The following is a 12,994-nucleotide window of genomic DNA, read 5'->3' as shown; positions in this document are numbered from 1 at the left end:
TAACACCAAAAAGCGGGGGCAAAGCACCCCCCCGCGCCGGCTAACAAACGCTCAATGACCTTCGGCGGCACCGAACATGGCTTTGGCGTAGATCACGCCCAGGCCGTAGCCGCCGCCGTTGACCTTGGCGATGCTGGTGGTCAGCTCGTAGGTGGCGGTACGCGCCCAGTCGCGCTGCAGCTCCAGCAGGTACTGCAGGCTGGTCATCGGCCGCGCGCCAGCCTGCACCATGCGCTGCATGGCGCGCTCGTGCGCCTCGTCGGAGATGTCGCCGCTGGCGTCGGCGATCACGTACACCTCGAAGCCCTGGTCCAGCGCCGAAAGCGCCGGACCCACGACGCACACACTGGTCCACAGGCCGGCGAGCACGATGCGTGACTTGCCGATGGCGTTGACGCGCTCGGCGATGCGTGGGTCTTCCCAGGTGTTCATGCTGGTGCGGGCGATCGCCGCCACACCGGGGAAGGTTTCGCTGATCTCGTTGAAGATCGGGCCTGAAAAGCTCTTCTCCGCCACCGTGGTGAGAATGGTCGATACGCCGAAACCGGCCGCCGACTTCGCCACCAGCGCGGCGTTGTTGCGCAGCAGGACCGGGTCGATCGACTTGGTCGCAAACGCCATCTGCGACTGATGGTCGATCAGGATCAGCGTGTGGTCGCCCGGGCTGAGCAGGGTCTTGCCGGGAACAGGGGTGGCCTTGGCCATGACGATTTCTCCATGGAGTGGTGAGGGACGGGGCACGCAGTGCGTGGGCCGATCAGTGGGTGAGGTAGGGGAACAGGCCACCGCGGGCGGCGCTGCCATCGACTTGCGCGATGCAGCGCAGGGTCGCGCTCATGCCGAGCGCCGATGGGTGTTGCGCGCGGCGACGTATTGCCGGGGCGAGCAGCCGGCCACGCGACGGAACGAGCGAGTGAAGTGACTCTGGTCGGCGAAGCCCAGCATCGCGGCGACGTAGGCGATGGAGTGGCTGCCGGCAAGGAGCAGCTGCTTGGCGAGATCGACCTTGGCCGTGAGCACGTACTCCATCGGGCTCTGGCCGAAGCTCAGGCGAAACATGCGGGCGAAGTGGAAGCGGCTCATGCAGGCGACGGAGGCCAGCTCGGACAACGTGATGCGATCGGCCAGGTGCTGCTCGATGAAGCGCATCACCCGACTGCGTGCGGTGATAGTCAGACCATGCTCGCCGGCCCGGTGCGGTGCAGGCGGCACAGGCCAGGACGTATTGCGCAGTTCGCTCCAGGCGAGAGAAGGCAGCACATCGGGATCGAAAGAGGACATGGCTCGCTTCCTTCTGGTGATCGCGCGATGGCAGGCGGTGCGGCCAGGGCGAGTCGCGGGGCGAAGAGAAGCTTGGTCGTGGCGGTGGTCATGCAACAGCCCCGATCTCGTAGCCGTTACACCACTCGATCGAGTGATGCCGTTTGTCATGTGCATGACACACACCTAACCGCGAGGCTTGCGCGGAAGCACGCGGTGCCGGCCGTAGATGCGCGCATCCAGCGAGTACGCGCCGGGACCGATGAGCGTGAGCGAGCCGGCCATCAGCAGCACCAGCAAGTTCTGCTCCCAGCGATCGCCCCCCTCGGTCAGCAGCGTCACCGCGGCGTTCACCACGGCGGCGATACTCACCAGCGGCGTGAGGACGCCCAGCAGCAGGGCGCCGCAGGCGAGCGCCAGTGCCGGCATCCACCACGCCAGTGAAGTCAGCAGCGATGCCGAGGGCACCACACCGGCCAGCGCCAGGGCCAGACTGCAACGCAGCAGCGCAAGCCCGAGGCCTGCGCCCCCGGCAGGAAACATGGAGTAAAGGCGTTGCACGGGTGCAAGGCTAGTTTTCGCATCGCCTGCGTGAATCACTCCGCGGAGTGAAGTGTGCATCCCCCAAACCGGGGAGGCGGAGTTTTGCCGATGCCCTTAAACCGTAGGTTTAGCGCGGCGGGACCCGGCATGCTTCACCTAGTACATCGGCTGGCGCGAGCGCAGGCGCGTCGGCTGCGCCTGCTCGCGACATGGCTGCTGATGTTTGCGATGGGCGTGTCGGGCCATGCCCGGGCCGACGCGGCGCATTCGCTGCAACTGTCGTCGTGGTCGATGCAGCGCGGGGCACCGGCGGACATCTGGGCGATTGCCCAGGGTGCCGACGGATTTCTGTGGCTGGGTACCGGCACCGGGCTGTACCGCTTCGACGGCGTGACCTTCGATCCGGTCGTACCGCCGCGCAATCGCGCCTTTGCGTCGAGCAACATCACCGCCTTGAAGATGCTCGCTGACGGTACGCTGTGGATCGGGTTCTACAACGGCGGCGTGGCCGCGATGCGCGATGGTGTGGTGCGCCGCTTCGGCCCGGAAGAGGGTTTCCCAGCCGGCATGGTGCAGGCGTTCGCTGTGCGCGATGACGGCAGCATCTGGGCCGCCACCAGCGGCGGCCTGGCGCGTTTCGACGGCCAGCGTTGGAAGGTAGTGGGGCGCGAGATGGGTTACCCCACGCGCCAGGCGTCGTGGATTCTCGCCGGCCGGGACGGTGCATTGTGGGTGACCAGCGGAACGCAACTGCTGGTCCTGCCCCGCGGTGGCACACAGTTCCAGCAGACGGGTATCGCGGTGGGGCGCTCGGCCGTGCTGGCACAGGCGCCGGACGGCACGGTGTGGCTCTCCGATGCACTGCATGGCACGCGTGCTTTGCCCGGTCTCGATGCCAGGCACATGTGTGCCGTCGATCAGGCATCGCTGCCCGCTACCGGTTTCGCTGCGGCCAAGCGACTGTTGTTCGACCGGCACGGCCAGCTGTGGGGGACTGATGCTCGCGAAGGGGGCGTCTACCGGGTGCGCGAGCCCGCACGAATCGCCAGCGGCCGCCCGCTGCAGCAAGCGGACATCGCGCGCCGCTATCGCCAGGGCGACGGGCTGAGTTCGGACATCGCCATCCCGCTGTTCGAGGACCGCGAAGGCAACGTCTGGGCGGGCACCAACCTCGGGCTGAACAGCTTTCGCCCCAGCAATGCGGTTTCGATCGAAGGGGTAGGGCTCACCCCGGTGGCGCACTATGCCCTTTCGATCTCTTCGGCTGGCACCGTGTGGCTCGGCTACGGCGGCGTGCTGTATCGCATCGAGCACGGTGAGCCGGTGGCGATGCTGCGCGGGCTGCCGGACCCGGGCGCCATGGTCGCTACGCCAAGCGGGGATGTGTGGTTCTTCTCCGGTGACGGCCTGCAGCGGATACGCGACGGTCGACCCGAGCCCGTTGCGCTTCCGCAAGGCGTGGACGTGTGGAGCATCGAGTCCATGACCGGCGACCGCAACGGTGCGCTGTGGGTGAGCTTTTCCCGTCACGGCATCTACCGCTACGCCAACGGTGCCTGGACCGCCTGGCGCGCTGACAAGGCGGTCGTATCAGGCGCACCGTTGGCGCTGGCGGCGGGGCAGGACGGCAGCCTGCTGGCCGGATACACGGGCAGCACGCTGGTGGTTGCACGGGGCATGCAAGTGCAGCGCTTCGGCGTGGCCGAGGGCCTGGACGTGGGGGCGGTCACCGCGATCACTACCGCAGCGGACGAGATACTGATCGGCGGCGACACCGGCCTGGCGCGCCTTCGCGACGGACGCATCGCCACGCTCTCCCAGGATCGCGTTGGCGCACTGCGCGGCATCTCAGGCATCGTGCGCGCCCCCGATGGGCAACTGTGGATCAACACCAGCACCGGCATCGTGCGCATCGCCGACGAGGAGCTCGACCGCGCCCTCAACGATCCGCAGCATCGCGTGGAGTACCGCCTGTTCGACACCCAGGATGGTCTCAAGGGCGTCGCGCTGCAGGCGAGCGTGTCGTCCACGGCGGGTCGCGACGCCGATGGCCGACTGTGGTTCGCCACCAATCAGGGCGTGTCGAGCATCGATCCGGCGCGCATCCATCACAACCGCCTCGCACCGCCGGTGATCATTCGCGCGCTGGTCGCGGACGGGCGGCACTACCCGGTCGCCGGCGACATCCGGCTGCCGAAGCAGACCGGCAACCTGCGCATCCGCTATACCGCTACCAGCCTGAGCGTGCCCGAGCGCGTGCGCTTCCGGTATCGGCTTGACGGAGTGGACGACCAGTGGCAGGACGCGGGCAACCGGCGCGAGGCGTTCTACACCAACCTCGCGCCCGGCCATTACCGGTTCCAGGTGATCGCCTCCAACGACGACGGCGTGTGGAACCGCGAGGGCGCCGGCGTAACGTTCTTCATTCCGCCGCTGTTCTATCAGACGCGCTGGTTTCTGGGCCTGAGCATCCTGATGGGGCTGGCCGCGATCTTCGGGATGTGTCTGCTGCGGCTGCGCCAGGCAGCGATCCGCGTGCACCTGCGCCTGGAGGAGCGCCACGCCGAGCGCGAGCGCATCGCCCGCGAGCTGCACGACACTTTGTTGCAGGCAACGCAGGGGTTGGTGCTGCGGTTCCAGGCGGTGGCCGAGCGCATTCCGCCGGGCGATCCGGTGCGGGCAATGATCGATCGCACCCTCGACCGCGCCGATGACGTGCTGGTGGAGGGCAGGGACCGTGTGAATGGCCTGCGCGCCTCGGCCGACACGGTGCGGGACCTGTCCGGTGCGTTCGCCATGCTGGGCGAGGAACTGCTCGGCGGCGATCCGCAGCGCTTCGGGGTCATCGTGGAGGGCGCGGTGAGCACGCTCGATCCGATGGTCCGCGAAGAGCTGTACCGGATCGGCTACGAGGCCACCGTCAACGCGGTGCAACATGCGCAGGCCGACCGCATCGAGGTGGAGCTAGACTACCGCCTGGACGAGTTGCGGCTGCGCGTACGCGACAACGGCAAGGGCATCGACGACACCGTGCTCGACGCGGGCGGCAAGCCCGGCCACTGGGGTCTGGCGGGCATGCGCGAACGCGCCGAGCGCGTCGGCGCCTCGTTCGACATCTGGAGTCGTGCCGACACCGGTACCGAGGTCGACATCCGGCTCCCCGCCGCCATCGCCTACGGCGGCAGGCGGCCCTCGTGGATGGCCCGGCTGCGCCAGCTCGTCAGTGGAGGAAGGTACGCGTGAACGCCCTGCATCTGCCGATCCGTCTGATGGTGGTCGACGACCACCCGATGCTCCGCGAAGGCATCGCGGCGGTCATCGAAGGCCGTGATGACATGCAGCTCGTCGCCGAGGCCTGCGACGGCTACGAAGCCGTGGAGCAGTACCGCACCCACCGCCCGGACATCGTGCTGATGGACCTGCAGATGCCGCGCATGAGCGGCATCGAGGCGATCACCATCATCCGGCGCGAGTTCCCCGAGGCGCGGATCCTGGTGCTCACCACCTACAAGGGTGACGCGCGAGCGGTGCAGGCGCTGAAGGCCGGGGCGCAGGGCTACATGCTCAAGAGCGCGTTGCGCAAGGAACTCATTGACACCATCCGCCAACTCGGCGAGGGCCGCCGCTGCATCCCGCCGGAAGTGGCCAACGAGATCGCCACCTACGCGCTGGATGATGCACTGACCGTGCGCGAGATCGCCGTGCTCGGCTGCGTAGCGAGCGGCAACTCGAACAAGGTTGTGGCCGGACTGCTGGCGATCTCCGAGGAGACGGTCAAGGCGCACATGAAGAACATCCTGGCCAAGCTCGGCGCAAAGGACCGCACCCACGCCGTCACCATCGCGATCCGCCGCGGCATCATCAGCCCCTGACCACGGCGGTTCGTCCGCGGGCACATCGCTTCAATTGCGCACTTTCGTGCAAGTGCGCGGTAACGCAGCGGGGGTAATTTCAGCCGGCCAGCACAAGCATCGGGCAGCTGCCCACGCGATGTCCGTGTGTGCCCCGACCGCCGAACCCTCGACGTCGGGCCTCGCGTTTTCGTCAGGAGCAAGGCCGTGACCCAGCCACCGCAACCCGAAGACGTCGACGCCGCGCGTCGGCGCGTGCTGCTTGCCGGCGCCACCGTCGCGGCAGCGGGCGCCGCCTGGCCGCTGCTCGGCGCCGCCACCACCTCATCCGGGCACGCGCCCGCTTCGCACGCTCATCCCCCCGCGCATGGAGAACACGCAATGTCATACATCACCACGAAGGACGGCACCCAGATCTATTACAAGGACTGGGGCACCGGTCAGCCGATCGTCTTCCACCATGGGTGGCCGCTGAGCGCCGACGACTGGGACGCGCAGATGCTGTTCTTCCTGTCGCACGGCTACCGCGTCATCGCGCACGACCGTCGCGGCCACGGTCGATCCACCCAGACCTCCGACGGCAACGAGATGGACACCTACGCGGCCGACGTAGCGGCGCTGGCCCAGCACCTGGATCTGAAGAACGCCGTGCACATCGGCCACTCCACCGGTGGCGGCGAAGTGGCCCGCTACGTGGCCAAGTACGGCAAGGGCCGCGTGGCCAAGGCGGTGCTGATTGGCGCGGTGCCGCCGATCATGCTCAAGACCGCCGCCTACCCGGGTGGCCTGCCGCTGGAAGTGTTCGACGGCTTCCGCCAGGCGCTCGCTGCCAACCGCGCGCAGTTCTTCCTGGACGTGCCCAGCGGCCCGTTCTACGGCTTCAACCGTCCGGGTGCGAAGGTCTCGGAGGGCTCGATCCGCAACTGGTGGCGCCAGGGCATGATGGGCGGCGCCAAGAACCACTACGAGTGCATCAAGGCGTTCTCCGAAACCGACTTCACCGAGGATCTCAAGGCGATCGACGTGCCGGTGCTGGTGATGCACGGCGAGGACGACCAGATCGTGCCGATCGAGAACTCCGCCAAGCTCTCGGTGAAGCTGCTCAAGCACGGCACGCTGAAGACCTACCCGGGCTTCCCGCACGGCATGTGCACCACCCACCCGGAAGTGATCAACCCTGATCTGCTGGCCTTCATCAAGGCCTGATCGCCGCCGCCTGCTGCCGGTCGCTGGCGACCGGCAGCGCATGCATCGAGCGCCCTGAATCTCGGGGCGCTTTCGGTGCGAAGTCTGCGACCAACTCCAAGGGACGCGCCATGAAAAACCTGAAAGACGCCAAGAAGCGACGCACCAGCCCCATGCACACGCCCTCGGGCCTGGGCGAGAAGGCAGTGCGCGACATCTCCGCCGGGCTCAACGCGCTGCTGGCCGACGTGCTGGCGCTGTACATGAAAACCAAGAACTTCCACTGGCACATGTCCGGCCCGTACTTCCGCGACTACCACCTGCTGCTGGACGACCAGTCGATACAGATCTTTGCGCTGGTCGACGTCATCGCCGAGCGCGTACGTAAGCTCGGCGGCAACACCCTGCGCTCCACCGGGCACGCGACGCGGTTGCAGCGCCTCTCCGACAATGATGCCGATTTCGTGACGCCGGCCGACATGCTGGCCGAGCTGCGCGAGGACAATCTGCGCCTCACTGAGTACATGCGCTCCACCCACGCGATGTGCGACGAGTACAACGATGTGGCAACCGCCAGCCTGCTGGAAAACTGGATCGACGAAGCCGAGCAGCGCGTGTGGTTTCTGTTCGAGTCGGGCAGGACCGCTTAACATGCCCGCTGGAACCCTTCATGCGCTGACAGGATCACGGTGGGCGACGTCATGACCGTTCGCGACAACACGATCATGGAACGCTTCGAGACGACCGTGGACGGGCAAGTGGCCTATGCCGCTTACCGCATGGAAGGGCAGGTCATCGTCTTCACCCACACGGTGGTACCCGAGGCGATCGGCGGCCGGGGCATAGCCACCGAACTGGTCAAAGCCGGCCTCGCCTCGGCACGAGAGAGGGCGCTGCAAGTGACGCCGCGCTGTCCGGTCTTTCGCGCCTTCATGAAGCGTCATGCTGACACCCACGACCTGCTGTCGCCGGAAGGACGCCAGCTCATCGAGGACTGAGGCGTCGTTTCATGCCCGTCACGCGACAACTGCCGAAGGGCGGGCGAACTTCGAATCGGCTTCGCCGAACATCGACACGCAGGAACTGCACGTGAGCACTACAACCGGAACCGACATCGGGCCCACGGCCATGATGGCGACCCGCGGACAGGTACTTCTGATGGCTCTCGCCGCGGGCGTCGCGGTAGCCAACATCTATTACAACCAGCCGATGCTCGGCGTCATGGAACGCGACATGCCGGGCGGCCTGGTGGGTTTCGTTCCCACCGCCACGCAATTGGGCTATGCCGCGGGGTTGCTGCTGCTCGTTCCGCTGGGTGATCTGCTGGAGCGGCGCAGCGTGATCGTCTGGCAGTTCGCGCTGCTGGGGCTGGCCTTGGTGCTGGCCGCGCTCGCGCCTGGCCCGGTGATCCTACTGCTGGCCTCGTTGGCCATCGGGATTGCCGCGACCGTCGCCCAACAGGTGGTGCCCCTGGCGGCCCATCTCGCCGCGCCGGAACGCCGTGGCAGCACCGTGGGTACGGTGATGTCCGGACTGCTGTGCGGCATCCTGCTCAGCCGAATGCTGGCCGGCTTCGTGGCCAGTCACGCCAGTTGGCAACTGATGTTCTGGCTCTCCGCGCCGCTGGCGGTGGTCATGGCCGGCTGGATCGCCTGGCGGTTGCCGCGCAGCGAACCGGAACGCACGCTACGCTATCCGCGTCTGCTGGCCACGCTCGCCCACCTGTGGCGGGAACTGCCCGAGCTGCGATCGGCCGCTATCACCCAGGCGCTGCTGTTCGCATCGTTCACCGCGTTCTGGACGATCCTTGCGCTGTACCTCCAGCAACCGCCTTTCGGACTCGGCCCGCAGGCGGCCGGATTGTTCGGCGTGATTGGCGTCGTGGGAGTCCTGGCCGCACCGCTGGCCGGGCGCATCGCCGACAGACGCGGACCGCACCGGGCTATCGCCGCAGGAGCCGCGCTGACCGTGGTGGCCTGGCTCGTATTCGCCACCTGGCGTTCGCTGGCCGGGTTGGTAGTCGGAGTCGTCGTGCTCGACTTCGCCGTGCAGAGTGCCCTGGTTTCGCACCAGCACATCATCTACGCCCTGCGCGCCGAAGCACGCGCGCGGATCAACACTGTGTTCATGAGCGTGATGTTCATCGGTGGCGCAATGGGCTCGGCGGCGTCCAGCGCGGCCTGGACTTTCGGCGGCTGGACGGCGGTCAGCGCGCTCGGGGCGGCTCTCGCCGTGGCGGCGGTGGTCGTCCGTCGACTGTTGCGCTGATGCGACCACGCATGCGGCTGCGCTGAGCGCGTGGCGGCGGCAACCTGCGACCACCGCTGTCGGGCGATCTACAGCCGGGCGGTCAGGTCGCGGTAGCGCACCAGCATGGCATCGGCGCTCAAGGAGCCTGCGCCGCTGGCGGCAACCTGCAGCAGTCCACCCGCGATCGCGACGTTCTTCAGGAAGTGGGTCAGCTGGTTCTGATCCCCGGCATGGGCGTGGAAAAGGAGGGCGGTCGCCAAGGTGAAAAGCGCCATCAGCGAAGCCGCCAGGCGCGTCCTGAAGCCAGCGATCAACACCGTTGCGAGGCCAAGCTCCACCGCGAGCGCGAGCAGATAGGCGACGTCCGGCGCGGGAATGCCAGCCGCCGCAATGTACGCCCTGGTTGTCGCCGGGGCGGCGACTTTCCCGGCGCCGTTGACGAGAAAAAGCGAGGCGAGCAGCACGCGGCCAGTAGCAGCGGTCAAATCGTCGATCGGGATCTTCATGGCGGGCCCTCCGATTCGGGGATACGTGGAGCGCGCCGCGCTCCGCAACGGTGGAATGCATCCTAGGCGTCCACCTGACAACGGATAAACCGCCTGCCTGGCGAATCTCAGTCAACCGGGAGCGGACAATCTCCTGCCTGGGAGAGAGGCCCCGTCGAGGGTGGATCCGGAATCGTCCCGCCGGCCGCTTTCTCCCTGACCGTCCGGCAGCATCCGTTGGGGTGATGGCCTGTCCGCGGGCGGGGAGCCCACCGGAGGATGGCCGGTCGGTTCCGCGAGCGGCCCGGCGCCGGCTATCTCCATTGAGGCATGATGACGGGCATGCTGCACCGCACCCTTGGACTGCTCGCCCTCACGTTACTGGTGTTCGCCCTGCCGGCGGATGCACTGGATCGTGACCGCAGTGTCGCCCAGCTTTATCACACCGCCTGGACCGCGCGCGACGGCGCGCCGAGCCAGATCTCCGCGCTGACGCAGACGACGGATGGCTACCTCTGGATCGGCACCGCCCGTGGCCTCTACCGGTTCGACGGCGTCCGCTTCGACAGCCTGAAGCCTGCTGCCGACAACCCGCTTCCCTCGTACAACATCTACGCCTTGGCGCCGACCCGCGCCGGCGGGCTTTGGGTCGCATTCCGCCCCTCGGGGCTGGGCTACGTCTCCCATGGCCAACTGCAGACATTTCAGGGCGATCAGATACCGGCGTCGATCGTGTTCACCCTCGCGGAGGACCGCGACGGGCGCATCTGGGCGGGCACGTTTGACGGGCTGGCCGTGCGCCAGGGCAACCGATGGATCGATGTCGGCCCAGACCAGGGTGTGGCGCGGGCGAGGGTATGGTCGTTACTGGCCACCCGGAAGGGTGCGCTGTGGGCGGCGACCGCGGCCGGCCTCTACGTGCTGCCACCGCACGCGGACCGGTTTGTGCGCGTGGACAAGACCGTCGGTTCTGTCCACAAGATGGTGGAGGCTGTCGACGGCAGCATCTGGGTCGCCGACGAGGGCCAGACCCAGCTGCATCGGTACGATCCGCATACCTACGCTGCCACGCCGATTGCCGATTCCGCGATCGATGGCACCACGATCAACGACTTCATCTTCGACCGGGATGGCAGCCTCTGGACCACGTTGTTCCGCAACGGCATCCGCCGCATACGCCACCCGGAACAGCTGGGCAGTGGCGCCCATGCACAGGTCGACAGCTACACGCAGGCCGACGGGCTGACGTCCGATGCAGTGGGTCTTCTGCTGGAGGATCGCGAGGGCAACATCTGGGTGTCCACCCTGCGCGGATTGAACCGCTTTCGACACAGCCAGCTGGTACCGGTGAAGCTGCCGCCGTCGCAGCAGAACTTCACCCTGGTGGCCGATCAGAACGACACCCTGTGGGTCGGCGGAACAACCTCGCTAGGCGTCGACCGGGTCGACGACCGAGTCGCATCGGGTCTGGCCGACGCGAGTGTGGTGCCCGGATCTCCACCGGGCCTGGGCAGCGTCTTTACCGGAGACCAGGTCCGCACCGGCGAGGTGTGGTGGGGCGGCTATGGCGGGGTCTGGCGCCAGCGCGCCGATCGCTTCGAACACTTTCCGTCGCCGCCCGGCCTCACCCGGGACTGGGTCTGGGAGGTCATGTCTGGCGCCGGCGACGGCCAGGTGTGGGTTGGCTACGGCGACGACGGCCTTTGGCGGATCGATCGCGGCGGCGCGTGGCAGCGTGCAGCCACGCCGCCCGGCATGCTGCCACGTGTTCCCAGCGCAAGCTTCACGACAGCGTCGGGAGAACGCTGGTTCGGCTATACCGAAAGCCGGGCCAGCGTGCTGGCTGGCGGCGTGCTGCACCGCTACGACGTGCATGACGGCCTGGATGTCGGGCGCATCCGGGTGATCCGGGGGCAGGGGGAGCCGATGTGGATCGGTGGCGAACGCGGCCTGTCGATGTTTCTGCATGGGCGCTTCCACACCGTCTCGATCGCAGCCGCGCAGCCCCTGGCCACGGTATGCGGCATCGTCGCCAGTCGATCCGGCGATCTGTGGCTGAGCGAGCTGCACGGGGTCGTGCGTATCGACGCCGGCGAGGTGCGGAAGTTGATCGCCAACCCGTCCCATCCGGTCGAGGTGACGCTGTTCGACTATCTGGATGGCCTTCCCGGCGCCCCACAGATGAACTGGTGCTCGTCGTCAGCCGTGCAGGCAAGCGGGGGGCGGCTATGGTTCGCTACCGACAACGGCCTGGCCTGGACTGCGCCGGACCGGCTTCGGACGAACCCCCTGCCACCGCCGGTGTATATCGACCAGCTCGTCGCCGACGGTCGTCCATACTCCCCGGCGACTCAGATCACTCTGGCGCCGGGCACCGAGAATTTTCGCGTCTACTACACCGCGCTGAGCCTCACCAACCCCGATCGGGTGAACTTTCGTTACCGACTCGATGGCCTCGACAGCGAATGGCAGAACGCCGGCACTCGGCGCGACGCCACTTACACGCACCTGGGCCCTGGCCACTACACGTTCCGGGTGATCGCCAGCAACGACGACGGTGTGTGGAACACGCAAGGCGCCACGCTCGCCTTCGACATCCGCCCGGCGTTCTATCAGACGGGATGGTTCATGCTGCTGTGTGTCGCCGCAGGCGTTGTGCTGCTGTTGAGCCTGCTGCGGCTGCGTACCGACCAGATCCGCTCGATGTTGCGCATGCAACTGGAGGCGCGTCACGGCGAGCGCGAGCGTATCGCCCGCGAACTGCACGACACCCTGTTGCAGAGCGTGCAGGGCCTGATCCTGCGCGTGCATGCTGCGACGAGCGCGCTGCCCGCCGATCACGCCGCACGCATTTCCATGGAGCGGGCGCTCGATCAGGCCGAGGAAATCCTGGTCGAAGGGCGCGATCGTCTCGGTGAGTTGCGGGCAGGTGCACCGAGCCATTTCGACCTGGCCGCCGCGTTGGCCAAGCTAAGCGATGAGCAGCCGTCCGAGATCGAGTTCAGCATGGTCGTCGAAGGCCTGGTTCGTCCGCTGACGCCGGAGGCCGCCGACGAGATCTATCTCATCGGGCGAGAGGCCATCGCCAACGCCATCCGGCATGCGGACGCCAGCGCCATCAACTGCCGTCTTTCCTACAGCGCACAGGCGCTGGAGCTCTGTGTCGAGGACAACGGCAGGGGCATCGATCCGGCCATCACAAGGCAGAAGGGCCGGCCGGGCCACTTCGGCCTGGCCGGCATGCGCGAGAGAGCGGCGGTGCTGCACGGCCAGATATCCATCGATGCCGGCGAGACCGCCGGCACACGCGTCACCCTTATGGTTCCGGGAACCATTGCCTATGCGCGCCGTAAGGACGAGTCCAGCGAGGCATGACGCATCGGGCAGAGATTACCGAGACGGCGAGCCCGCCACCGCTGA

11 protein-coding genes are annotated in these 12,994 nt (G+C 67.3%); 7 read left to right on the top strand and 4 right to left on the bottom strand.

Going from position 1 to position 12,994, the window contains the following annotated elements:
* Nucleotides 1-51 precede the first annotated feature (51 nt).
* The 3 genes from ACTHJF_RS06100 to ACTHJF_RS06090 all read right to left on the bottom strand — a co-directional run bounded on the left by ACTHJF_RS06100 (nucleotide 52) and on the right by ACTHJF_RS06090 (nucleotide 1,803).
* Nucleotides 52-705: a hydrolase gene (locus ACTHJF_RS06100; RefSeq protein WP_440266338.1), complete on the bottom strand. Its 654-nt coding sequence runs from the start codon at nucleotides 703-705 to the stop codon at nucleotides 52-54.
* A gap of 129 nt (nucleotides 706-834) precedes the next feature.
* Complete coding sequence (locus tag ACTHJF_RS06095) at nucleotides 835-1,281, bottom strand: helix-turn-helix domain-containing protein (RefSeq protein ID WP_440266337.1); 447 nt, start codon at nucleotides 1,279-1,281, stop codon at nucleotides 835-837.
* A gap of 165 nt (nucleotides 1,282-1,446) precedes the next feature.
* Nucleotides 1,447-1,803, bottom strand: a complete 357-nt coding sequence (locus tag ACTHJF_RS06090; RefSeq protein WP_440266336.1) for a hypothetical protein — start codon at nucleotides 1,801-1,803, stop codon at nucleotides 1,447-1,449.
* Between the two features lie 147 nt (nucleotides 1,804-1,950).
* On the opposite strand from ACTHJF_RS06090, the gene ACTHJF_RS06085 reads away from it, so the two are divergent.
* The 6 genes from ACTHJF_RS06085 (at nucleotide 1,951) to ACTHJF_RS06060 (ending at nucleotide 9,107) form a co-directional block, all read left to right on the top strand.
* The gene (locus ACTHJF_RS06085) at nucleotides 1,951-5,046 is read left to right on the top strand and encodes a triple tyrosine motif-containing protein (RefSeq protein ID WP_440266335.1); all 3,096 of its coding nucleotides are present in this window, start codon (nucleotides 1,951-1,953) and stop codon (nucleotides 5,044-5,046) included.
* A 26-nt stretch (nucleotides 5,047-5,072) separates the two neighbouring features.
* On the top strand, nucleotides 5,073-5,675 hold the full coding sequence (locus tag ACTHJF_RS06080; protein WP_440266341.1) for a response regulator: 603 nt from the start codon (nucleotides 5,073-5,075) through the stop codon (nucleotides 5,673-5,675).
* A gap of 360 nt (nucleotides 5,676-6,035) precedes the next feature.
* Nucleotides 6,036-6,860 (top strand): alpha/beta fold hydrolase, encoded by an 825-nt coding sequence (locus ACTHJF_RS06075; RefSeq protein WP_431638120.1) that lies wholly within the window; start codon nucleotides 6,036-6,038, stop codon nucleotides 6,858-6,860.
* A gap of 110 nt (nucleotides 6,861-6,970) precedes the next feature.
* Nucleotides 6,971-7,489 (top strand): Dps family protein, encoded by a 519-nt coding sequence (locus ACTHJF_RS06070; RefSeq protein WP_440266334.1) that lies wholly within the window; start codon nucleotides 6,971-6,973, stop codon nucleotides 7,487-7,489.
* 51 nt (nucleotides 7,490-7,540) lie between these two features.
* Nucleotides 7,541-7,837: a GNAT family N-acetyltransferase gene (locus tag ACTHJF_RS06065; RefSeq protein WP_440266333.1), complete on the top strand. Its 297-nt coding sequence runs from the start codon at nucleotides 7,541-7,543 to the stop codon at nucleotides 7,835-7,837.
* Nucleotides 7,782-9,107: an MFS transporter gene (locus ACTHJF_RS06060; RefSeq protein ID WP_440266332.1), complete on the top strand. Its 1,326-nt coding sequence runs from the start codon at nucleotides 7,782-7,784 to the stop codon at nucleotides 9,105-9,107. The genes ACTHJF_RS06065 and ACTHJF_RS06060 overlap by 56 nt, the downstream gene beginning before the upstream one ends.
* A 68-nt stretch (nucleotides 9,108-9,175) precedes the next feature.
* Here ACTHJF_RS06060 and ACTHJF_RS06055 read toward each other — a convergent pair whose 3' ends face one another.
* On the bottom strand, nucleotides 9,176-9,595 hold the full coding sequence (locus ACTHJF_RS06055) for a DoxX family protein (protein WP_440266331.1): 420 nt from the start codon (nucleotides 9,593-9,595) through the stop codon (nucleotides 9,176-9,178).
* A gap of 321 nt (nucleotides 9,596-9,916) precedes the next feature.
* Between ACTHJF_RS06055 and ACTHJF_RS06050 the strand changes: the two genes are divergently transcribed.
* Nucleotides 9,917-12,949 carry a sensor histidine kinase gene (locus tag ACTHJF_RS06050; RefSeq protein WP_440266330.1) on the top strand — a complete coding sequence of 1,011 codons (3,033 nt, stop codon included), beginning with the start codon at nucleotides 9,917-9,919 and terminating at the stop codon, nucleotides 12,947-12,949.
* Nucleotides 12,950-12,994 lie beyond the last annotated feature (45 nt).

Origin of the sequence: Dyella sp., assembly GCF_051962475.1 — a bacterium.
Lineage (GTDB): Bacteria > Pseudomonadota > Gammaproteobacteria > Xanthomonadales > Rhodanobacteraceae > Dyella_A.
The sequence above is the reverse complement of the archived record's forward strand: the minus strand, read 5'-3'. Positions and strand labels throughout refer to the sequence as shown.

Excerpts from the sequence above, each read along its gene's own strand:
- ACTHJF_RS06100 (WP_440266338.1), bottom strand. The coding sequence starts at position 705 with ATGGCCAAGGCCACCCCTGTTCCCGGCAAGACCCTGCTCAGCCCGGGC.
- ACTHJF_RS06095 (WP_440266337.1), bottom strand. The coding sequence starts at position 1,281 with ATGTCCTCTTTCGATCCCGATGTGCTGCCTTCTCTCGCCTGGAGCGAA.
- ACTHJF_RS06090 (WP_440266336.1), bottom strand. The coding sequence starts at position 1,803 with ATGTTTCCTGCCGGGGGCGCAGGCCTCGGGCTTGCGCTGCTGCGTTGC.
- ACTHJF_RS06085 (WP_440266335.1), top strand. The coding sequence starts at position 1,951 with ATGCTTCACCTAGTACATCGGCTGGCGCGAGCGCAGGCGCGTCGGCTG.
- ACTHJF_RS06080 (WP_440266341.1), top strand. The coding sequence starts at position 5,073 with ATGGTGGTCGACGACCACCCGATGCTCCGCGAAGGCATCGCGGCGGTC.
- ACTHJF_RS06075 (WP_431638120.1), top strand. The coding sequence starts at position 6,036 with ATGTCATACATCACCACGAAGGACGGCACCCAGATCTATTACAAGGAC.
- ACTHJF_RS06070 (WP_440266334.1), top strand. The coding sequence starts at position 6,971 with ATGAAAAACCTGAAAGACGCCAAGAAGCGACGCACCAGCCCCATGCAC.
- ACTHJF_RS06065 (WP_440266333.1), top strand. The coding sequence starts at position 7,541 with ATGACCGTTCGCGACAACACGATCATGGAACGCTTCGAGACGACCGTG.
- ACTHJF_RS06060 (WP_440266332.1), top strand. The coding sequence starts at position 7,782 with ATGCTGACACCCACGACCTGCTGTCGCCGGAAGGACGCCAGCTCATCG.
- ACTHJF_RS06055 (WP_440266331.1), bottom strand. The coding sequence starts at position 9,595 with ATGAAGATCCCGATCGACGATTTGACCGCTGCTACTGGCCGCGTGCTG.
- ACTHJF_RS06050 (WP_440266330.1), top strand. The coding sequence starts at position 9,917 with ATGCTGCACCGCACCCTTGGACTGCTCGCCCTCACGTTACTGGTGTTC.